The sequence below is a fragment of the Rhizobiales bacterium NRL2 genome, assembly GCA_001664005.1.
Taxonomy (GTDB): domain Bacteria; phylum Pseudomonadota; class Alphaproteobacteria; order Minwuiales; family Minwuiaceae; genus Minwuia.
Window position 1 is genome coordinate 4,407,769 of the sequence record CP016093.1, and the last position, 21,483, is coordinate 4,429,251.

General features: G+C 68.5%; 15 protein-coding genes. 9 read left to right on the plus strand and 6 right to left on the minus strand.

What is annotated here, in order from left to right:
• Window positions 1–19: 19 nt before the first annotated feature.
• Genes TEF_20635 through TEF_20645 form a run of 3 tightly spaced genes read left to right on the plus strand, consistent with a single transcriptional unit; the run spans window position 20 to window position 3,855 of the window.
• Window positions 20–1,612: a hypothetical protein gene (locus tag TEF_20635; protein ID ANK82943.1), complete on the plus strand. Its 1,593-nt coding sequence runs from the start codon at window positions 20–22 to the stop codon at window positions 1,610–1,612.
• Between the two features lie 33 nt (window positions 1,613–1,645).
• The gene (locus TEF_20640; GenBank protein ID ANK82944.1) at window positions 1,646–3,061 is read left to right on the plus strand and encodes an exodeoxyribonuclease VII large subunit; all 1,416 of its coding nucleotides are present in this window, start codon (window positions 1,646–1,648) and stop codon (window positions 3,059–3,061) included.
• Complete coding sequence (locus TEF_20645) at window positions 3,061–3,855, plus strand: peptidase (GenBank protein ANK82945.1); 795 nt, start codon at window positions 3,061–3,063, stop codon at window positions 3,853–3,855. The genes TEF_20640 and TEF_20645 overlap by 1 nt, the downstream gene beginning before the upstream one ends.
• A gap of 168 nt (window positions 3,856–4,023) precedes the next feature.
• Here the strand turns inward: TEF_20645 and TEF_20650 are convergent, their stop codons facing one another.
• A complete protein-coding gene (locus tag TEF_20650) occupies window positions 4,024–5,196 on the minus strand; it encodes an aspartate aminotransferase (GenBank protein ANK82946.1) in 1,173 nt (390 codons plus the stop codon).
• A 102-nt stretch (window positions 5,197–5,298) separates the two neighbouring features.
• Between TEF_20650 and TEF_20655 the strand changes: the two genes are divergently transcribed.
• From TEF_20655 to TEF_20665, 3 genes are all read left to right on the plus strand, one after another.
• Window positions 5,299–6,159 (plus strand): hypothetical protein, encoded by an 861-nt coding sequence (locus TEF_20655; GenBank protein ANK82947.1) that lies wholly within the window; start codon window positions 5,299–5,301, stop codon window positions 6,157–6,159.
• 120 nt (window positions 6,160–6,279) lie between these two features.
• Window positions 6,280–7,467, plus strand: coding sequence for a hypothetical protein (locus tag TEF_20660; GenBank protein ID ANK83635.1), 1,188 nt, complete (start codon window positions 6,280–6,282; stop codon window positions 7,465–7,467).
• Window positions 7,468–7,557: 90 nt separating this feature from the next.
• On the plus strand, window positions 7,558–9,657 hold the full coding sequence (locus TEF_20665; protein ID ANK82948.1) for a 3-hydroxyacyl-CoA dehydrogenase: 2,100 nt from the start codon (window positions 7,558–7,560) through the stop codon (window positions 9,655–9,657).
• 202 nt (window positions 9,658–9,859) lie between these two features.
• Here TEF_20665 and TEF_20670 read toward each other — a convergent pair whose 3' ends face one another.
• Window positions 9,860–12,502: a hypothetical protein gene (locus TEF_20670; protein ANK82949.1), complete on the minus strand. Its 2,643-nt coding sequence runs from the start codon at window positions 12,500–12,502 to the stop codon at window positions 9,860–9,862.
• Window positions 12,503–13,001: 499 nt separating this feature from the next.
• Here TEF_20670 and TEF_20675 point away from each other — a divergent pair, with 499 nt between their 5' ends.
• The 3 genes from TEF_20675 to TEF_20685 all read left to right on the plus strand — a co-directional run bounded on the left by TEF_20675 (window position 13,002) and on the right by TEF_20685 (window position 18,109).
• A complete protein-coding gene (locus TEF_20675) occupies window positions 13,002–14,234 on the plus strand; it encodes a hypothetical protein (protein ANK82950.1) in 1,233 nt (410 codons plus the stop codon).
• Window positions 14,235–14,352: 118 nt separating this feature from the next.
• On the plus strand, window positions 14,353–16,875 hold the full coding sequence (locus tag TEF_20680) for a penicillin-binding protein (protein ANK82951.1): 2,523 nt from the start codon (window positions 14,353–14,355) through the stop codon (window positions 16,873–16,875).
• 277 nt (window positions 16,876–17,152) lie between these two features.
• Window positions 17,153–18,109, plus strand: coding sequence for a peptide chain release factor 2 (locus tag TEF_20685; protein ID ANK82952.1), 957 nt, complete (start codon window positions 17,153–17,155; stop codon window positions 18,107–18,109).
• Between the two features lie 19 nt (window positions 18,110–18,128).
• Here the strand turns inward: TEF_20685 and TEF_20690 are convergent, their stop codons facing one another.
• The 4 genes from TEF_20690 to TEF_20705 all read right to left on the minus strand — a co-directional run bounded on the left by TEF_20690 (window position 18,129) and on the right by TEF_20705 (window position 21,424).
• Complete coding sequence (locus tag TEF_20690) at window positions 18,129–19,682, minus strand: hypothetical protein (GenBank protein ID ANK82953.1); 1,554 nt, start codon at window positions 19,680–19,682, stop codon at window positions 18,129–18,131.
• Window positions 19,683–19,693: 11 nt separating this feature from the next.
• On the minus strand, window positions 19,694–19,915 hold the full coding sequence (locus TEF_20695) for an acetyl-CoA carboxylase biotin carboxyl carrier protein subunit (protein ID ANK82954.1): 222 nt from the start codon (window positions 19,913–19,915) through the stop codon (window positions 19,694–19,696).
• Between the two features lie 92 nt (window positions 19,916–20,007).
• Complete coding sequence (locus tag TEF_20700) at window positions 20,008–20,484, minus strand: hypothetical protein (GenBank protein ID ANK83636.1); 477 nt, start codon at window positions 20,482–20,484, stop codon at window positions 20,008–20,010.
• Between the two features lie 91 nt (window positions 20,485–20,575).
• On the minus strand, window positions 20,576–21,424 hold the full coding sequence (locus tag TEF_20705) for a transcriptional regulator (GenBank protein ID ANK82955.1): 849 nt from the start codon (window positions 21,422–21,424) through the stop codon (window positions 20,576–20,578).
• Window positions 21,425–21,483 lie beyond the last annotated feature (59 nt).

Here is a 21,483-nt window from a genome sequence, read left to right on the forward strand (position 1 = left end):
ACAGAGGGAGGGGGACGCGGTGGCGTCATTCGACTACGTGATCGTCGGCGGCGGTTCCGCCGGCTGCGTGCTGGCCAGCCGGCTCTCCGAAGACCCGGACGTGACGGTCTGCCTGCTGGAGGCGGGGCCGGCGAAGCAGGACTGGTCGGTGCGCGTGCCCGCCGGGCTCATCAAGACGATGAAGGACCCGAACAGCAACTGGCTGCTCAGGACCGCGCCGCAGAAGAACCTGGACAACCGCGAACTGTTCTGGCCCCGCGGCAAGGTGATGGGCGGCTCCAGCGCCATCAACGGCATGGTCTATATCCGCGGCCACCGCGACGACTACGACCGCTGGGCCAGCGACGAAGGCTGCGCGGGCTGGGACTGGCAGACGGTGCTGCCCTATTTCCGCCGCTCCGAGCACAACGAGCGGCTGACCGACGACCTGCACGGCATCGGCGGGCCGCTCAATGTCGCCGACCCGCGCTCGCCCAATCCCATGTCGCGGATGTATGTCGAGAGCTGCGCCGCCCAGCAGATCGCCGAGAACGCGGACTTCAACGGCGACCGGCAGGAGGGCGCCGGCCTCTACCAGCTCACCCAGAAGGACGGCAGCCGCTGCAGCGCCTATCACGCCTATCTGGAGGGCGTGGAACGGCCCAATCTGGAGATCGTCGACCTGGCCCATGCCAACCGGGTGCTGATCGAGGAGGGCCGCGCCGTCGGCGTCGCCTACAACCGCGGCAACGAGGTCGTCGAGGTCAGGGCGAACCGGGAGGTGCTGCTGGCCGGCGGCGCGGCGCACAGTCCGCAATTGCTCATGCTGTCGGGCGTCGGGCCGGGCGAGGAACTGAAGGCCTTCGAGATTCCGGTGAAGGCCGACCGGCCGTCGGTGGGGCAGAACCTGCAGGACCATCTCGACGTCTCGGTGGTCGCCCGCACCACGACGGCGCTGGGCTTCGCCTTCACCATGAAGGGGCTGTGGATGGGCCTCCGGGCGCTGCGCGAATACCGCAGGGGCCGCACCGGCATGCTGACCAGCAACTTCGCCGAGGCCGGCGCCTTCGTGCGGTCGGCGCCGGAGAAGCAACTGCCAGACCTGCAGTATCACTTCCTGCCGGTGGTCAGCGACAGCCACGGCCAGAACCGCATCAAGGCGCACGGCGTCACCCTGCACTGCTGCGACCTGCGCCCGAAGAGCCGCGGGCGGGTCGGGCTGCAATCGCCGGACCCGCTGGCGCCGCCGCTGATCGATCCGAACTATCTGGACCACGAGGACGACCTGGCGGCGCAGAGGCGCGGCGTCGCGATCGGCCGGCGGATGCTGTCGGCCGCGCCGCTCGGCGAGCATGTGGGCAAGGAGATCTATCCCGGCCCCGGCGTCGAATCGGAGGCGGACATCGACGCCTTTATCCGCCGCAAGGCGGAGACGATCTATCATCCTGTCGGCACCTGCCGAATGGGCTCCGACCCGGAATCGGTGGTCGACCCGGAATGCCGCGTCCGCGGCGTCGAGGGACTGAGGGTGATCGACGCCTCGGTGATGCCCAGCCTGATCGGCGGCAACACCAACGCGCCGACCATCATGATCGCCGAGCGCATGTCGGACCTGATGCGCGGACGGGCCTGACAGCCGCCCCCCTTGTCGGTGTATGGTCGGGCCATGTCAGGCGCACCGAACGATTCCGGCTCCAACGTCCCCGCCTTCACGGTCAGCGAGCTGTCCCAGAAGCTGAAGCGGACGCTGGAGGACGCCTTCGGCCATGTCGTCCTGCGCGGCGAGATTTCAGGCTTCAAGCGCGCCGCCTCCGGTCATCTCTATTTCGGCCTGAAGGATGACAAGGCGGTCATCGACGGGATCGTCTGGCGCGGCCAGGCGGCGAAGCTGAACTTCCGCCCGGAGGACGGGCTGGAGGTGCTCTGCCGGGGCCGCGTCACCAGCTATCCCGCGCGGTCCAAGTACCAGATCGTCGTCGAGAGCATGGAGCCCGCCGGTGAGGGCGCGCTGATGGCGTTGCTGGAGCAGCGCCGGCGCAAGCTGCAGGCGGAGGGCCTGTTCGCGGCCGAGCGCAAGCGCCCCCTGCCCTGGCTGCCGGAGATCATCGGCGTGGTCACCAGCCCGACGGGCGCAGTGATCCGCGACATCCTGCATCGCCTGCAGGACCGCTTCCCGCGCCGTGTGATTGTCTGGCCGGTGCTGGTGCAGGGGGAAACGGCGGCCGAGCAGGTCGCCCGCGCCGTCGAGGGCTTCAACCGCTTCACCGCGCCGGACCGGCCGGATCTGCTGATCGTCGCCCGCGGCGGCGGCTCGATCGAAGATCTCTGGGCCTTCAACGAGGAAGTCGCCGTCCGCGCCGTCGCCGAAAGCGAAATCCCCGTGATCTCGGCGGTCGGGCACGAGACCGACACCACGCTGATCGACCATGCCGCCGACCGCCGCGCGCCGACGCCCACCGCCGCCGCGGAGATGGCCGTACCGGTTCGCGCCGAGATCGCCATGCAGGTCGGCGATCTGTCGCGCCGCAGCCTGGGCGCGCTCCGGCGGCTGCAGGCGGAACGGCGCAACGCGCTCACCGGTCTGGCGCGGGGGATCGTCGATCCGCGCCGGCTGCTGCAGCAGCATGGCCAGCGCCTCGACGACCTCGGCGATGCGCTGGGCCGCGCGCTCCGCATCGGCACCGCCCGGGGCCGCCAGCGCCTGACCGAGAGCGCCGGAGGCTTGCGCCCGCAACTGCTTCGCCAGCCTATCCGCGACGGCCGCGAAGGGCTGGGCCGCGCGGCGCTGGCGCTGGAGCGCGACTTCGGCCGACTGCAGCGCGACCGCCGCCAGCGCCTCGACGGGACGGCGCGGCTGCTGGAAGTCTTTTCCTACAAGGCAACGCTGCAGCGTGGTTTCGCCGTCATTCGCGACGATGCCGGCCAGCCGCTGACCCGCGCCGCGGCGGTGCAGGCGGGTGCCGCGCTCGAGATCGAGTTCGCCGACGGCCGCCGCAACGCGGTCGCCGCGGGCGACGGCAAACCCGCCGCGCGCCGGGCGAAGGAAGCGCCGAAGAAGCCCGAGCAAGGAGACCTGTTCTGATGCGTAGCGTTCTCGCGTTCTTCCTCCTCTGCCTTTCCCTGCCAGCCGCCGCCTACGAGATTTCCGGCAACGCCGTGCAGGGCGGGATGCTGACCGGTCGCACCGAACCGGGGACCGAAGTGCTGTTGAACGGGGAGCCGATCCGGGTCTCGCCCGACGGGCGGTTCGTGCTGGGCTTCGGCCGCGACCACGACGGGACCGCCGAACTCAGGGTCGGCGACAGCGTCGCGACGCTGGTGGTCGGCAAGCGCGACTACGACATCCAGCGCATCGACGGCCTGCCGGAGAAGATGGTGACACCCGACGCGGAGGCGCTGAAGCGCATCCGCCGCGAGGCTGCAGAAATCGCCGAGGTCCGCGCGATCGACACGTCCGAGACTTTCTTCACACAAGCCTGGCGCTGGCCGACGGTGGGTATCGTCTCCGGCGTCTTCGGCAGCCAGCGGGTTCTCAACGGGGAACCCCGCCGGCCGCATTTCGGCATCGATATCGCCGCCGACACGGGAACGGCGGTTCACGCGCCCACCGACGCCATCGTGCGCCTGGCCGCGCCCGACCTCTATTTCACCGGCGGCACGGTGATGCTGGACCACGGCCACGGCGTAACCAGCGTCTACTCCCACCTCTCTTCGATCGGCGTCGAGGTCGGTCAGCGCGTGGCGCAAGGCGAGAAGATCGCCGAGGTCGGCTCTACCGGCCGCTCCACGGGGCCGCATCTGGACTGGCGCGTGAACTGGTTTGCCGAACGCCTCGATCCGGCGCTCCTGGCCGGCCCGATGCCGGAGAAGCCGTAAGGCGCTCCACGGCCTGACCGGATCAACCGCCCAACCCACCGTCACCCCCGCCTTGTGCGGGGGTCCGGTGCGGCTTCGCCGCAGGTCCATGAACGACCGGATGCCCGCACAAGGCGGGCATGACCCTATGAGGCAATGGCCACGTCCGGATCGAACAAAAGTTCGTTGCTACAGGTTCGCCTTCAGCCAGCCGGCGATGCGGTCCATGGCTTCCTCGATGTTCTCGATCGAACTGGCGTAGGAGAACCTGAGATAGCCCTCGCCCAGCACGCCGAAGCTGGTGCCGGCGATGGCGGCGACGCCGGTTTCCTGCAGCAGGCGGTCCTGCAACGTGCCGGAATCCAGCCCCGTCGCGGTGATGTTGGGGAAGGCGTAGAACGCCCCCTTCGGCGTCACGCAGGAGACGCCGGGCAGTTCGTTCAGCCGTTCGACGATCCGCTTCCGGCGCCGGTCGAAGGCCGCGACCATCTCCGCCACCGCGTCCTGGGGACCCTGCAGCGCCTCGATGCCGGCATACTGGGTGGCGGCGTTGACGCAGGAATGGGTATTGACCGCCAGCTTCGCCGCCAGAGGGGCAAGCTGCTCCGGCCAGAGCCCCCAGCCCAGCCGCCAGCCGGTCATGGCATAGGTTTTCGACCAGCCGTCGAGCACGATCAGCCGGTCGCGGATCGACGGATAGTCCATCAGCGTGACATGATCGAGACCGTCATAGGTCATGCAGGAATAGATCTCGTCCGACATGACGGCGACGTCGGGATGCTTCTCCAGCCCCGCGACCAGCTTCTCGATCTCGGCGCGCGGAACGACGCCGCCCGTCGGATTGGCCGGCGAGTTCAGGATGATCAGCCGCGTGCGCTCGTTGATCTGGCCCAGCACCTCGTCGGCGGAGAAGGAAAATCCGGTCTTCTCATAGAGGCGGATCGGCACCGCCTTCGCCCCGGAAAACTGGATCATGGAGCGGTAGATCGGAAATCCCGGATCGGGATAGAGGATCTCGGTCCCCGGCTGGCCGAAGATCAGCATCGCGAAGGCCATGGTCACCTTGCCGCCCGGCACGCAGACGATCAGGTCCGGATCCACCTCGTGGCCGTAGCGGCGGTGGATGTCGCCGGCCACTGCCTCGCGCAGCGCCGGGATGCCGTTGGCGGGCGTGTAGCCGTGATGGCCGTCGGCCAGCGCCTTGCGTCCGGCCTCGACCACGTTCGCCGGGGTGGGGAAGTCGGGCTGGCCGATGCCGAGATTGATCACCGAGCGGCCCTGCGCGGCCAGGGCGTTGGCCCGGGCCAGCACCTCGAAGGCTGTCTCCGTGCCCAGATGGCTCATCCGTTCGGCCAGGATCATCTTTCCGTCCCCCCCAAGGCTCCCGCCTTCGGTTTAGTGCCTTCCCAACGCGGCTGCAATTGTGGTCATTGGCGGCAGACGTGAACACGGAGGCGGATCGGCATGAGGGAAATTGAGGACAGGATCGCGTTCGTCACCGGCGGCGCCAGCGGCATCGGCCTGGCGGTGGCGAAGGCGCTGGTGAACCGGGGTGCGCGGGTCATGCTGGCGGACATCGACGAAGACGCGCTGGCGCTGGCGAAGGCGGAGATCGGCCAGGCCGCGGAGGGCATCGTCTGCGACGTGGCCAGCGCCCGGAGCGTCGAAGAGGCCGCGCAGGCCACCATCGACGCCTTCGGCAAGGTCCACATGGTCTTCAACAATGCCGGCGTCGGCCTGGGCGGCAAGCCCGGCGAGGTCAGCCTGAAGGACTGGCGCTGGATCGTGGACATCAACCTGATGGGCGTGGTCCACGGCGTCGAGACCTTCCTTCCGCTGATCCGCGGGCACGGCGAGGGCGGCCACATCGTCAACACCGCTTCCATGGCCGGCCACTGGGCGAACCCGATGATGGGCCCCTATTGCGCCACCAAGTTCGCCGTCGTCGGCTATTCGGAATGCCTCCGCCAGGCGCTTGCGCCCGAAGGCATCGGCGTCTCGGTCCTCTGCCCCGGCTGGGTGAAGACGGCGATCACCGACAGCGGCAAGCGCCGCCCGTCCGGCCCGTCCGAGGGCGCGAGCGTCCTGTCGGAAGCCGAAGCGGTCGGCGGCAACGACGCCGCGACGGTCACCGACCTGATCGCCCACGGCATGCCGCCGGAAGTGTTGGCCGACTGGGTAACGCAGTGCATCGTCGAAGACCGGCTCTACATCTTCAGCCACGCGATGATGGAGCCGGCGATCGACATGCGCCACGAAGCGATCAAGGCCGACTACGCCGCCGCCATCACCAACGAGACGCTGACGAAGAACCAGACGAGTTGACGTGCTCCACCATCAGACGGCGTCCTCGAGCCTGACCCGAGGACCCAGCCAGAAGCAGCATCTGCTCCGGGGCCCCGGATCAAATCCGAGGGCGCCGTCATGTTATCGCGGGCCATGTCCATGACCGCCCCCGACCTGTCGCGCGCCGGCGGCGGGCCGACGGGCTGGTCGGTCCGGCTGTCGCTGTTCTACGGCTGTTTCTTCCTGACCGCCGGCGTGATGATGCCCTGGTTCCCGGTCTATCTCGACGCGCGCGGGCTGACCTCGGACCAGATCGGCCTGCTGCTCGCCGTCGGCTTCTGGATCAAGCCGCTGGCGAATCCGCTCGGCAGCCGTTGGGCGGACCTGAGCGGAGAGCGCCGACGCCCCGTTGTTCTGCTGGTCATCTGCGCCGGCGCGGCCTTCGCGCTCTATTCCCAGGCGGAGCATTTCGCCGTCTTCCTCGCCATCGCCCTGCTGATGCAGGCATTCAATTCGCCGGTGCTGCCGCTGGCCGACAACGTCACCATGACGGCGGCGGCCGAGCGCGGCATCGACTATGGCCGCGTACGGCTCTGGGGCTCGATCACCTTCATCGGCGCGGCCTATGGCGCGGGCTGGCTGCTGGAGGGCCGCGACGCGGACGTCATCCTCTGGCTGGTCGTCGGCGGCTTCGTGCTGACGGCGCTGGCTTCCGCGGGCCTGCCCGACATACGCTTTCCCCGGCCCGAACAGCGCCGGCGCAATCCCTTCGCCCTGCTCGGCCATCCGGTGTTCGCGATCTTCCTGCTGGCGACCGGCTTCAACTCGGCGGCGCACGCGGTCCTCTACGGCTTCGGCTCGCTGCACTGGAAGAGCATCGGCCTTTCGGAAGCCGAGATCGGCGTGCTCTGGGCCGTGGGCGTGGTCGCCGAGATCGTCCTCTTCGCCCTGTCGCGGCGGCTGATCGGCCGGATCGGACCGCTCGCGCTTCTGCTGATCGGCTGCGCCTCGGGCCTGGTGCGCTGGACGCTCACCGCGTGGGCCGAGACGTTCTGGCCGCTTCTCGGGCTGCAGGTGCTGCACGCCTTCACCTTCGGCGCGGCCCATCTGGGCGCCATGCACTTCATCCAGCGCGCCGCGCCCGACGGCATGTCGGCCACGGCCCAGGGGCTCTTCGCCGCCTTCGGCATGGGGCTGTTCATGGGCTTCGGCGCCATCGCCGCGGGCCAGCTCTACGGCGTCTTCGGCGGCCAGGCCTATCTGGCCATGACCGCGCTGTCGGCGGCCTCGACCGTCGCCGCGCTGATCCTGCTCCGGCGCTGGGACGGGCGGCGGCTTAGTCTTTGACGCCCTCCGCCGCCTCGTCTAATCCATGCGGCAAGGGCGGTCCCGCCAGGGGCTGCAGCCGCAAATCGGATCGAGAGGGAGGGAGCCGCCATGTCGTCACCGGTGGTGCTTGAAAAACACGGGTCGATCGGGGTCATCCTGGTGCAGAACCCGCCGGTCAACGCGCTGAGCCAGGCCGTGCGCCAGGGGCTCGCCGACCGGCTGGCCGAGGCCAACGCCGACGACGACATCAAGGGCGTGGTGCTGGCCGGCGACGGCCGCACCTTCATCGCCGGCGCGGACATCCGCGAATTCGGCAAGCCCATGCAGGCCCCGGACCTGAACAGCGTCATCCGCGCCTACGAGGAAAGCCCCAAGCCGGTCGTCGCCGCGATCCACGGCACGGCGCTGGGCGGCGGCCTGGAGACGGCCTTCGCCGCCCACTACCGCGTCGCCGTGCCGAAATCCTTCGTCGGCCTGCCCGAAGTCAAGCTGGGCCTGCTGCCGGGCGCGGGCGGCACGCAGCGCCTGCCGCGCGTCGCCGGCGTGAAGACCGCCCTCGACATGATCACCTCGGGCGACATGGTCCCCGCGCCGAAGGCCAGGGAAGCCGGCATCGTCGACGAGATCGTCGACGACCTGATCCCCGGTGCGGTCGCATTCGCCGAGAAGCTGGTCGCCGAAGGCGCGCCGCTCAAGGTGATCTCCGCCGACCGCGGCAAGCTGGACGAGGCCGACCCGGCCATCTTCGACGAATACCGCGCCCAGCTGGCAAAGAAGGCGCGCGACGTGCTGGCGCCGCAGAACTGCGTCGCCGCGGTCGAGGCCGCGGTGAAGGCCTCGAGTTTCGAAGACGGGCTGAAGCGCGAGCGGGAGCTGTTCGGCGAGCTGATGGAGAGCCCCCAGCGCGCGGCCCAGATCCACATCTTCTTCGGCGAGCGCGAGGTCGCGAAGATCCCGGACCTGCCCAGGGGCACCGAGGCGAAGAAGATCGGCAAGGTCGCCATCATCGGCTGCGGCACCATGGGCGGCGGCATTGCCATGAACTTCGCCAATGCCGGCATCCCCGTTACGCTGGTCGAGAACGAGCAGGCGGCGCTGGACCGTGGCTTCGGCATCATCCGGAAGAACTACGAGAACTCGGCGAAGCGCGGACGCTTCCCCCTGGAGGAAGTCGAGACGCGCATGGGCCGGCTAACGCCCACCACCAGCTATGACGACATCGCCGACGCCGACATCGTCATCGAGGCGGTCTTCGAGGAGATGGGCCTGAAGAAGGAGATCTTCGCGAAGCTGGACCAGGTGATGAAGCCCGGCGCAGTGCTGGCCACCAACACCTCGACGCTGGACATCGACGAGATCGCATCCGCCACGAAGCGGCCGGAGGATGTCATCGGCACCCATTTCTTCAGCCCGGCCAACGTCATGCGCCTGCTGGAGAATGTCCGCGGCGAGAAATCGAGCCCGGAGACCATCCAGACGGTCATGGACATGGGCAAGAAGATCGGCAAGGTCGCCGTGCTGGCCGGCAACTGCCACGGCTTCATCGGCAACCGCATGCTGCATCCCTATCGCCGCCAGGCCGAGTTCCTGGTCGAGGAAGGGGCGCAGCCCGAGGACATCGACCGCGTCATCTACGACTTCGGCTTCGCCATGGGGCCGTTCGCCATGGGCGACCTGGCCGGTCTCGACGTCGGCTACCGCGTGCGCCAGCACCAGCTCAAGACCTGGCCGCAGGGCAAGCGCTATTCCTCGCTCGGCGACAAGATCGTCGAGATGGGCCGCCACGGCCAGAAGACCGGCGCCGGCTGGTTCCTCTACGAAGAGGGCAACCGTACACCGAAGCCGGATCCGGTCATCAAGGAACTGATCGAGAAGCATGCGGCCGAAGCCGGGCTCAAGCGCCGCGAGGTCAGCGACGAGGAAATCCTGGAACGCTGCATCTACGCGCTGGTCAACGAGGGCGCGAAGATCCTGGAGGAAGGCATCGCCATCCGGCCGGTCGACATCGACATCACCTATGTCTACGGCTACGCGTTTCCGAAGCACCGGGGCGGGCCGATGCACTACGCCGACCATGTCGGCCTGGACAAGGTGCTGGCGCGGATCCGCCATTTCCACGAGATCTCCGGCGAGGACGAGTGGAAGCCGGCGAAGCTGATCGAGGATCTCGTCGCCCAGGGCAAGGGCTTCCGCGACTTCACGCGTTGAGCTGCCTCAACCGGCGTTACGGCCGATCACGGTTTTGCGCCGATTGATCCCCCTCCCGTCCCGCTGACGCGGGCCACCCTCCCCCTTCGGGAAGGGGGACGGCCGGGGTGGGGGATCGGCCTGCGCGCCGCGGACTGACTGCCCGGAAAGAAAAAGGCCCCGGCGACGACGCCGGGGCCTTTCTTCGTTCTGCTTCTGCCGTTCAGTTCCGCGGGCGCCGCCGCCACCAGCCGCGCTTGGGCGGTCCGGCGTCGGCCACTTCTTCGGCCGGCTCCGGCTCGTCCTCGTTGGCGGGTTGCGCCACTTCCACGGGCTGGGCGGCATCGACGCTTTCTTCGGTCTTCTCTTCCGCAGCCTGCGCCGGTTCCGGTTCGGCCTCGGTAACAGGCTCGGCGCCGGCTGTCTCGCCGGCTCCGGCCGGGGTCTCGTCCGCCGGCGCGGCGGGTTCCTGGTCCGCGTCCGCTTGGGCGTCGGTCTGAACGGCTTCGGGCTCGGACCCGGTGGCCGGACGCGGCGCCGGTTCGGCAGCCTCGGCGGCGGCCGGAACGTCCTCGTTCACCGACTCTTCTGCCGCCGACGGAGTTTCCTGCGTCACCGACTCCTCGGCAGTCGCGGCCGGCTCCGTCTCGCTGTCGCCGGCGACCGGTTCCTCACCGCCCGTGGGCTGGATTTCCTCGGCGTCCTCGTCATTCGGCACCGCGGCGGCCATCACGAAGGGCGAATCCTCGCCATCGCTCCGGCGGCCCCGCCGGCGGCGGCCGCCACGGCGGCCCCGGCGACGGCGCTTGCCATCCTCATCCTCGTCATCGTCGGAAGCGCCGCCTTCATCCGTTTCGGACTTCGGCTGCGGATCCTCGGCGCGGTCGCTCTCGCCGTCCTTGTCTCCGCTCTCGTCGGGCTGCTGCCCGCCGCCGCGGCGGCGCCGGCGGGAGGACCGGCGGCGGCGTCCGCCGCGCTCCTCTTCGCCATCCTGCGCGTCGTCCCTGTCGCGCTCCTCCGCCTCATCGGCCTCGTCAGCCTCTTCGGCCTCGTCCGCTTCTTCGGCCTCGTCGGGCTCGATCGGCTGACGCCAGCTTTCGTCCAGCGCTTCCGCGCCGGGCTCCTTGACGGTCAGCCGCTCGATGCGGAAGTCGGGCGCCAGCAGTTCCTCGTCGGCGGCGATCTCGACGCGGAAGCCATAGCGCTGCTCGATCTCCGCCAGCGCGTGGCGCTTGTTGTTGATCACGTAGATCGCGATCGCCGTCGGCATGTTCACCCGGATCTCGGCGGAGCGGTCGCGGATGCCCTCCTCCTCGATGGCCCGCAGGATGTGCAGCGAGGCCGAATCGATCGAGCGCACGCGCCCGCTGCCGCCGCAATGGGGGCAGGCCTCCATGTTGACGTCCTGCACGCCCGGGCGGAGCCGCTGGCGCGACATCTCGAGCAGGCCGAAATGACTGATGCGGCCGACCTGGATGCGCGCCCGGTCGACCTTCAGGCATTCCTTGAGCTTGCGCTCGACCGAGCGGTTGTTGCGCTGGTCTTCCATGTCGATGAAGTCGATGACGATCAGCCCGGCCAGATCGCGCAGACGGAGCTGACGGGCGACTTCCTCGGCCGCCTCCAGGTTCGTCTTGTAGGCGGTCTCCTCGACGGAGCGGCCGCGCGTGGACTTGCCGGAGTTGACGTCGACGGCCACCAGCGCCTCGGCGGAATCGATCACGATGTAGCCGCCCGAGGGCAGGGTGACTTCCTTGGAGTACATGGTGTCGAGCTGCGGCTCGACCTGGTAGCGGTGCAGCAGCGGGATACGATCGCGATAGGGCTGCACCCGCTTGGCGTGCGACGGCATGATACGCTTCATGAAGTCCTTGGCGACGCGGTAGCCCTCTTCGCCCGCCACCAGCACTTCCTCGATCTCCTTGGAATAGAAGTCGCGGATGGCGCGCGTGATCAGCGAGGCTTCCTCGTAGACCAGCGCCGGCGCCGTCGACTGCAGCGTCAGATCCCGGATATCGTCCCACAGCTTGAGCAGAAACTCGAAGTCGCGCCGGATCTCGGATTTCGTGCGCGCGGCGCCGGCGGTGCGCACGATGACGCCCGTACCCTCCGGCACCTCCAGCTCGCCGACGACGCTCTTCAGCTTGCGCCGGTCCTGGGCGTTGGTGATCTTGCGGCTGATGCCGCCGCCGCGGGCGGTGTTGGGCATCAGGACGCAGTAGCGACCCGCCAGCGAGAGATAGGTGGTAAGCGCGGCGCCCTTGTTGCCGCGTTCCTCCTTGACGACCTGCACCAGGATGATCTGGCGGCGCTTGATCACCTCCTGGATCTTGTAGGGGCGGGAGGAGGAAATGCGCCTGGGCGAGACTTCCTCGTCGACCTCGTCGCCGCCGACGCTCTCGACCGGACCCTCGGCGTCATCGTCGCCATTGCCGTTCTCGGATGCAGGGGCGCGTCCGCCACGGCGGCGGCCCCGGCCGCGGCCACGGCCGCGGCGCTTCGGCTGATCGCCGCCGTCATCCTCGTCGTCGTCGGTTTCGGCGATCTCCGCCTCTTCCTGCTCGGCGACGCGGGCGACCTCCTTGCGCTGCTCGGCCAGCAGGGCTTCGCGGTCGGCGATCGGAATCTGGTAGTAGTCGGGATGGATCTCGTTGAACGCCAGGAAACCATGGCGATTGCCGCCGAACTCCACGAACGCCGCCTGCAGGGACGGTTCGACGCGGGTAACCTTGGCGAGATAGATATTGCCCTTCAGGGGCTTGCGGCTGCCGACTTCGAAATCGAATTCCTCGAGTCGGTTGCCCTTGACGATGACGACCCTGGTTTCCTCAGGATGGGCCGCATCGATCAGCATGCGCGTGGCCATAAGCCAAATCTCCTAGGCGGCGCGCGTCCGGGCGAGCAACGGAACGGCGACCGTCATATGTTGTCGCGGAGCTTGCAGGGCCGGGCGCCATTCACCGAACGGTCGCGCCGCATGAATCGGCTGCGCCAGGGCGTGGTCCCTTGCCGTGCGACCCGCCGCCATTTGGCGGCCGGGAAGCCTCGCAGTTTCACTTAAGATTCAATCGCCGACCGGTGGCTGTCGAAGAAACGCCTCGACAGGAAGAGCCCTTGCGCGTCTGGACCTTGGGCAGCGAACGACCGTATTCACGCTATCCGAATCAGGCGTTTCGATCGTGGAAATCTCTCCGGCCACCCGAGCTGACTATCCGTAGGGGTTCATCCTTCACCAACGTCCCGCCCCGCCAAACCGGCGGCTGCAGTACGGGCGATTGAAACTCGCGGATGGGACACTAGCAAATTGCGAGTCCGTTCAGCAAGCCTCCTCGACACCGCTTGTGACAATTGCCGCACCCTTCACGATGCGGCCGCGATTCGCCGCTATATTGGCCCCGATGATTCGCCTGCTCGCGATCCTCGCCGCCGTCGTGCTCACGGCTGCGCCAGCCGGCGCCGCCAGCCTCATCAAGGGTGTCCGCACCGGTGAGCATGTCGGTCTGACGCGCGTTGTCGTCGACCTTTCCGGGAAGGCCGAGTGGAACCTGTTCGTGCTCGATGACCCGTTCCGCGTGGTGATCGACATCGAGGACGCGGCCTGGCAGCTGGAGGCCCGGCCCGATCCGCCGCGTGGCCTGATCCGCGACATGCGCTACGGCCGCTTCGCCGCAAATACCGGACGGCTGGTGCTGGAAACCGAGCTGCCGGTCCTGGCCGAACGCCAGTTCATGCTGGCGCCCGCCGCCGGCCAGGGGCACCGGCTGGTGATCGACCTTCGTCCCGCCAGCGACACCGAGTTCCGGAGCGCCCGGAATGCGGCGGTGGCCCGCCTCACCAGCCCGCCGCCGTCGAGGCCCGCCGTCCGCGATCTTGGCGCCGGCGTCCCGCCACTGCCGCCCCCCCGGCCGGTCACCCGGATGACCGTCGTCGTCGACCCGGGCCATGGCGGCGTCGACCCCGGAGCGCTGGGCGTTCGCGGCACGCACGAGAAGCAGGTCGTGCTGGAGGTGGGCCGCCGGCTGCGGGACGTCCTGATCGCCACGGGACGCTATCGCGTGGTGATGACGCGGGAGGACGACCGGTTCATTTCGCTGCGCGATCGCGTCGAGATCGCCCGGCGCGCGCGGGCCGACCTGTTCGTCTCGCTGCACGCCGACGCGGCGCCGCGGCAGTCCGTCGGCGGCGCCGGCGTCTACACGCTTTCGGAAACCGCTTCGGACAAGGAAACGGAGGCGCTGGCGCGGCGCGAGAACCAGTCCGACCTGCTGGCCGGCATGGACATCGCCGGCAGCGCGGACGAGGTCACCAATCTGATCCTGATCGATCTGGTCCAGCGCGAGACGATGAACAACTCGGCGCGCTTCGCCCGCGTGGCCGTGGACGAGATCGGCCGCACCATAAAACTGCGCAGCAACCCGCACCGTTTCGCCGGCTTCCGGGTGTTGAAGGCGCCTGACGTGCCGTCCGTGCTGGTGGAGCTGGGCTTCCTTTCCAACCCCGACGAGGAGCGCAAGCTGATCTCCCACGACTGGCAGGACCGCGTCGCCCGGGCACTGACGGAAGCGATCGACGCGTATTTCCGCCTGCGACAAAAGTAGTGTTGCCCTTGCCTACCCGGCACCACATTTCAGGGTTAGAACCTGACCGGAACCGGTCGCGGACGGACCGGGGAACCGAGAAAGCGTCGGGACCGAACAACGGAGTTGGACCGCGAACATGAGAATCCTGTTCAGGATCCTGGCCTGGCTGTCGGTCCTCGGGGTGATCGGACTGATCACGGCGGCGGGGGCCGGCTACTACGTCTATTGGCATTTCGGCCGCGACCTGCCCGAACACGACCAACTCGCCAGCTACGAGCCGCCGGTGGCGACGCGCGTCTATGCCGGCGATGGCCGGCTGATGGCGGAATATGCACGCGAACATCGCCTGTTCGTGCCGATCGAGGCGGTGCCGCCGCGGGTCATCCACGCCTTCCTGGCCGCCGAAGACGCGGAATTCTACCAGCATCCCGGCGTCGACCTGAAGGCGATCGCCCGCGCCGTGGTCCAGAACATCCGCAACTACGGCAAGGACCGCCGGCCGGTCGGCGCCTCCACGATCACCCAGCAGGTAGCCAAGAATTTCCTGCTGACCAACGAGGTCTCGATCACGCGCAAGATCAAGGAAGCGATCCTGGCGCTGCGCATCGAGCAGGCCTATTCCAAGGACCACATCCTCGAACTCTACCTGAACGAGATCTACCTCGGTCAGGGCGCCTATGGCGTGGCCTCGGCATCGCTGACCTATTTCGACAAGCCGCTGGTCGAGCTGACGGTCGACGAGGCGGCCTTCCTCGCGGCCCTGCCCAAGGCGCCGAACAACTACAATCCGTTCCGCCACAACGAACGGGCACGGGCCCGGCGCGACTGGGTGATCGACCGGATGGCGGTCGAGAACATGATCGATCCGCGCACCGCCGACGAGGCCAGGGCGCAGCCGCTGCAGGCCACCCGCCAGCGCGAGGTGGAACTGGTGGAGGCAAGCTGGTTCGCCGAGGAGGTGCGCCGCGAACTGAAGAACCGCTACGGCGATTCCGGGCTCTACGCCGGCGGCCTGTCGGTACAGGCCACCGTCGAGCCGGCGCTGCAACGCATCGCCCGGCACGCCCTGCGCGAAGGCCTGGTCGCCTATGACCGCCGCCACGGCTATCGCGGCCCCTTCGGCCGGCTGAGCGAAACGGAGATGGCCGACTGGGCCGGATCGCTGGCCGCCACGGAACGGCCGGTCGGCGCGCCGGACCACTGGGAGACGGCGGTCGTGCTGGAAGCGGGGGCGAACGAAGCGCGCCTCGGCCTCATGGGCGGCGAAAGCATCGTCATGCCGCTGGAGCGGCTGCAATGGGCGCGCGAGCCTCTGTCCGAGGGCAAGACGGGTCCGACGCCGTCGCGGACCTCCGACATTTTCGGCCGCGGCGACCTGGTGCTCATCGGTCCCGATACCGAGGATCCCGACAAGCCGCAGCTCCGCCAGATCCCGAAGATCAACGGCGCGGTCGTGGCGATGGATCCGCACACCGGCCGCGTGCTGGCGCTGGTCGGCGGCTTTTCCAGCGAACGCTCCGAGTTCAACCGCGCCACCCAGGCGGCGCGCCAGCCCGGCTCCGCCTTCAAGCCCTTCGTCTACGCCGCGGCGCTGGAGAGCGGCTTCACGCCGGCCAGCATCATTCTCGACGCGCCCTTCGTCATCGACCAGGGTGCGGGACAGGGCAAGTGGAAGCCGTCGAACTACTCCAACCGCTTCTACGGTCCGTCGACGCTCAGGCTGGGCATCGAGAAATCGCGCAACCTGATGACCGTGCGCCTGGCCCAGACCCTCGGCATGGCGACGGTGGCGGACTATGCCGAGCGCTTCGAGATCTACGACGACATGCCGGAGGCGCTGTCCTACGCGCTGGGCGCCGGTGAGACCACGCTGCTCAGGCTGACCACAGCCTACGCCATGCTGGTCAATGGCGGACGGCAGATCGAGCCGACCCTGATCGACCGCGTGCAGGACCGCCGCGGCGCCACGGTCTACAGCCACGACGCGCTGAACTGCGGCGATTGCGGCATCGACAACTGGACCGACGAGGCGGAGCCGCAGCTCGTCGACCGGCGCGAACAGGTGATCCGCCGCAGCACCGCCTACCAGATGGTCTCCCTGCTGGAGGGCGTCGTGAAGCGCGGCACGGGCGTGCGCGTTTCGGCCGTCGGCAAGCCGCTCGCCGGCAAGACCGGCACCACCAACGAGAGCCGCGACACCTGGTTCGTCGGTTTCTCCCCGGACCTGGCTCTCGGCGTCTTCGCCGGCTTCGACGAACCGTCGCCGCTGGGTGACGGCGAAACCGGCTCCAGCGTGGCCGCACCGATCTTCCGCGACATCATGGATGCCTGGCTGAAGGACAAGCCGTCGACGCCGTTCCGGGTGCCGCCGGACATCCGTCTGGTGCGGATCGACGCCCGCTCCGGCACGCCGGTGTCCGGTTCCGGCAGCGACGTGATCCTGGAAGCCTTCAAGACGGAGGCGGAACAGCGCGCCGTCGCCACCGTGCGCGCCGACACCGGCATGGAGGCCCGCGGCGAGGGCGTGCTGGATGGCATCGGCGCCGATGGCGCGGTCCAGCCTGCCGCCGACCGTGCGCCGAACCGGGCGGATCCGACGCCGGACAAGCTGCCGGTCAAGCGCGACAAGGCCAAGGACCTGGTCGACGGCGTCTACTGACGCGCCGTCGGACGCCGGCGAATCTGCCGCGCAAACGGGTGGTTTTCATCCACCGTGCTTTTGCTCTAGTTTGCGCCTCCTTCCGATCCAACGGCAACGAATCGCGGGACGAACATGCGCGCCGAAACCGAAAATCTCATCCAGGAAATCAAGCAGTCGCTGGAACTGCTGAGGAGGCGTCTTTGACTGGGAAGACGCCCTTCGCCGACTGGATGAACTGAACGCCCTTTCCGAGGATCCCGACCTCTGGAACGACCCCGACCGCGCCCAGAAGCTGATGCGCGAACGCACGGCGCTGGAACAGGGCATCACGTCCCAGCGCGGCATGGAGCAGGAACTGGAGGATACCTCCGAACTGATCCTGCTGGGCGAGGAAGAGGATGACGCCGCCACGGTGGAAGAAGGCGAAGCTGCGCTCCAGCGGCTGAAGGAGAAGGTCGACAAGAGCGAATTGGAGGCCCTTCTCTCGGGCGAGGCCGACGCCAATGACAGCTATCTGGAAGTCCATGCCGGCGCCGGCGGCACGGAAAGCCAGGACTGGGCGGAAATGCTGCTGCGCATGTATGTCCGCTGGGCCGAGGCGCATGGCTACAAGGTCGAGTGGATCGAGGAGAGCGGCGGCGAGGAGGCCGGCATCAAGTCGGCCACGGTCCGGGTTTCGGGCCACAACGCCTATGGCTGGCTGAAATCGGAGAGCGGCGTGCACCGCCTGGTGCGCATCTCCCCCTTCGACAGCCAGAGCCGCCGCCACACCAGCTTCGCCTCGGTCGGCGCCTTTCCGGTGATCGACGACGAGATCGAGATCGAGATCGAGGACAAGGACCTGCGGGTCGACACCTACCGCGCCTCAGGCGCCGGCGGTCAGCACGTCAACCGAACGGACTCGGCGGTGCGCATCACCCACGAGCCGACCGGCATCGTGGTGCAGTGCCAGAGCGACCGCAGCCAGCACAAGAACCGCGATGCGGCGATGAAGATGCTCAAGGCCAGGCTCTACGAGCGGGAGCTGCAGATGCGCGAGGCCGAAGAGCAGGCGATGCGCGACGCCCAGTCCGATATCGGCTGGGGCCACCAGATCCGGTCCTACGTCCTGCACCCCTACCAGATGGTCAAGGACCTCCGGACGGGCGAGGAGACGGGCGACACCCAGGGCGTGCTCAACGGCAAGCTCGACCGCTTCATGGAGGCCGCCCTGGCCCACCGCGTGGGCGGCAGCGAGGAAGCCGGCGCCTGAGCGGAGACGGCCGCGTTCTTCAGGAGCCTTCCTCGCCACGCCAGTCGCCCGGCGTGAAACCCAGCGCGGCGACGTCGTCGGCCGGCTGTGTCGCGCCGACAAAGGCCAGGCCGTCGGGCGCAACCATGGCCACCCTCCCGTCGTCCAGCCGGTAGACGTCGTAACAGTAGCGATTGGCGTTCAGCCGGGGCGAGCCGATGATGCAGAAGCCGTCATCCTCGACGCGCCATTCGGAGCGGATCGTGTTGCCTGTCAGGTAGCTGCCCGGGAACCATTGCAGCAGGCCGCCGCCGGGTTCTGCCAACAGACCCCACCAGCCGCGCGGGCCAGCGGCGGGAAAGGCGGCGCGGCCGTCGAAGAACCGCCGCAGTTCGGCGTCCTCCATGCGCTCGCCACCGCGGGCCATGACGTGCTCACGGGTGGCGACCATGCCATCGTTCTCGAGCGACAGCGGATCGGTGCAGCTTTCGAAGGCGACCGGGACGCCCTCCAGAAAGTCCCGCACGCAGCGCGCATAGAGACCGTCGAAAGCGCGGTGCCAGGTGGCGCCGTGGCCGGCCAGGTCGGGCGGTCGGTCGAGCACGAAGATGCTCTCTCCGACCCGGTCGCCATGCAGTTCGCCGATCGCCTCGGCTCGGCCGCCGGGATCGTACTGATCGCCCCGGAAGAAGCCGAAGAACAGACGGTAGCGGCCGAGCGGCGCGATCAGTTCCCTGAAGTCGGCGTCGCTGTCCGCGTAGCGAGGATTGGTTCGGCCGTCCCAGGTCTCGGCGCGGCCGTGGGCCGCCGGCACCATGATGAAGGCGCCATCGATGGCGAGATCGCTGGCCTGGGCCGCGCCCAGGATCTGCCAGGCGCCTCGGGACTGGCCGTTGAGATAGACCCGGGCGTAGCCGCGGCGGCGCATCTCGCGGACCGTCTCGGCGATCCGGGCGTTGATCTCGGCCTCGTTGTCGATGCCGTAGTCGTAGTGGGCGATGTTGAGACGATAGGTGTCCCAGCCCTCCTTGTTCGCCTGGCGCAGGAAAAAGGGTGCGCGCTCATGGTCGAGGGAGGGGGGATAACGGTCGCCGCCGAAGCCGGGGATGTGGACGATCACGCCTCTGGCGCGTTCCGGTCCGATGTTGTCGTGCTTCCACGGCACGATCAGGCGGGAACGGACTCCGGTCTCGAAGACCTCCGGCCCCGGCCAGACCTTGCGGTCGCGGATCGAGTGCACCAGGCAGTCGCCCTGATGGCCGAAGCGGCGGCAGACCTCCTGCACCTGGGCGACGTATTCGCGGTCCGCGCCGTCGCAGCCGGGTCCGCTGCAGCGCCAGTAGGTGGCGTAGCCCCCGTCGGGGGCGACCACGAAGGCCAGCGGCCAGGGTTCCTCCCGGTATCGCGCCAGCTTGCGCTTGACGCCGAGCGAAAGCGTCGGCGGGTAGCCATCGGCAAGCGCCGGTCTGGCGCGCGAGACCAGGGTCTGGCTGACGTCCTGCTGGGCCGCGGACTGTTCGGCGGCGCAGGCATGAGCGACAGTGAGAAGCGCCAGCGCGGCAAGCGCCCGCAGCGTCAGACGAATGCTATGCAAGTGGCTCCTCGTCAGGTTTCCATCCTGGCGATGGTCTGTCCTTCGGCGACGGCTTCGTCCTTGGCGACCAGGATCTCGGTGACCTTGCCGGCCGCCGGCGCACCCACCGGGATCTCCATCTTCATGGATTCCAGGATCACCACAGGATCGTCCTCGTCGACCGACTGGCCCACTTCGGCCTCAATCTGCCAGACCTTGCCCGCGATTTCCGATTTGATCTCGATTTCAGCCATCCGGCTCCCTCCCCTAGCGAATTCCAGCGGCGCAAACTAGTGCCTCGCAAAGCGTTCCGCCAGCCCGTTCGAACTACCGCGAATTGGTTAATTCAATCCTTAGAGGGCGGCGGAAAGCGAAAGCGGAAATCGCAATGGCCGGCGCCGGAAAGGATTGTCTGGCTGCGCGTCAGGCTCGCTTCGGCGTTGAAACCCTCGGCGAAAGCGAAGTCGCGGTTGCAAGACAGGATCGCGCCGAGTTCGGGGATGCCCAGGGCGCGGTAGAGTTCGGCGTAGCGGCAGCGCGTGACGTTGAAGTCGAGCTTCTCCGGCGTCTGTTCCAGGACTTCGATCTCCAGCGCGCCGTCCTGGCGCCAGTACTTCATCGATTCCAGGAAGGTCGCCGGATCGTCGCCGCCCATGGCCTCGGCCAGATCGCCGCCCTGCGCCTTCGCCAGCCGCACCACCGTGTCGCGAACCACGTCCAGCACCCGCTCGCGGCCGAATTCCTCGGCCAGCGCCTCGATCAGCGGCGCGACGATGCGGGCCTCGGTCTCGCGCCGCGTCAGCACGCCGATGCGCTGGGTCAGGGTGTCGGCGGGGGCTTCGGGCTGTTCCTCGCTCACGGTCTCTCTCCGATCCTGGGCATGGGCTGGTCCCATGATAGGCGGCGGAGGGCGCTCAGGCCACCCGCGGCGCCAGCGCCGCGACCCAGGCGGCGGCCTCGTGCGGATTGACGGTGGCGCGGCGGATCAGGCGGTCGAAATGCTGGGTCAGGGCCTGAATCTGGTCGGTGCCGTAGAGCACCAGGTACATGTCGCCGACATAGACCGCCGCGCGCTGCGGGCCGAACACCGTGTAGGGGGCGGAGAAGGCCTGCTGCTCGTCATAGAGGAACAGCCGGAAGGTCGGGTAGAGTTCGGCCAGCAGTTCCGCCATCTGCCGCACCTGCTCCAGACGCTGTGCCGGCGGCAGCTGCCGCCAGCGCCCCTCCCCCAGGGCGAAGGATTCCAGCCGCTGCAGCGGCATGCACGCTTCCATGTCGGTCTCCGGCAGGCGGCTGTAGGCGAGCCGGCGCCCCGCCTCCCGGATCAGCGTCGACGGCCGCGGTCCGCCGTCGCGGCCATGTTCGAAGCGAATCACGTCGTCGGTACGCAGCAGGTCCGGCAGGGAAGCGGGCACATAGCGGATCTTGTAGCCGGCGGCCTCCCGGTGCCATTCCGCCAGCCGCGTGTCGTCGGCGCTGGCGGCCCGTTCCTCGATCTCCAGCGTCGGCGCCACCTCCGCGGCCGTCCGGTCGTCCTGGCTCAGGCCCAGCAGCCAGTCGAGACTGACATGATGGTGCTGGGCGATGCTGGTCAGCGTCTCCGCCCGCGGCAGGCGCGTCGAACGGCCCGACAGCAGCTGGCTCAGCGCCGAGCGGTCGAGCCCCACCGACTGGGCGAACCTGGCGTTCGAGCCTTGGAAGCGGCTCAGCACCTGCTCCAGCCGTTCGCGGAATATCGCACCCAGTTCCCGCTTGTCGCGCACTCGACGCCTCCATTTGATGACAACGCACAACAAAAATGGATTTGCAGCGCAGAATCAAC

Coding starts and splice junctions, on each gene's coding strand:
- TEF_20645 (ANK82945.1), top strand. CDS start 3,061: ATGCGTAGCGTTCTCGCGTTCTTCCTCCTCTGCCTTTCCCTGCCAGCC.
- TEF_20640 (ANK82944.1), top strand. CDS start 1,646: ATGTCAGGCGCACCGAACGATTCCGGCTCCAACGTCCCCGCCTTCACG.
- TEF_20670 (ANK82949.1), bottom strand. CDS start 12,502: ATGGCCACGCGCATGCTGATCGATGCGGCCCATCCTGAGGAAACCAGG.
- TEF_20665 (ANK82948.1), top strand. CDS start 7,558: ATGTCGTCACCGGTGGTGCTTGAAAAACACGGGTCGATCGGGGTCATC.
- TEF_20655 (ANK82947.1), top strand. CDS start 5,299: ATGAGGGAAATTGAGGACAGGATCGCGTTCGTCACCGGCGGCGCCAGC.
- TEF_20680 (ANK82951.1), top strand. CDS start 14,353: ATGAGAATCCTGTTCAGGATCCTGGCCTGGCTGTCGGTCCTCGGGGTG.
- TEF_20660 (ANK83635.1), top strand. CDS start 6,280: ATGACCGCCCCCGACCTGTCGCGCGCCGGCGGCGGGCCGACGGGCTGG.
- TEF_20650 (ANK82946.1), bottom strand. CDS start 5,196: ATGATCCTGGCCGAACGGATGAGCCATCTGGGCACGGAGACAGCCTTC.
- TEF_20685 (ANK82952.1), top strand. CDS start 17,153: ATGCGCGAACGCACGGCGCTGGAACAGGGCATCACGTCCCAGCGCGGC.
- TEF_20695 (ANK82954.1), bottom strand. CDS start 19,915: ATGGCTGAAATCGAGATCAAATCGGAAATCGCGGGCAAGGTCTGGCAG.
- TEF_20675 (ANK82950.1), top strand. CDS start 13,002: ATGCGGCCGCGATTCGCCGCTATATTGGCCCCGATGATTCGCCTGCTC.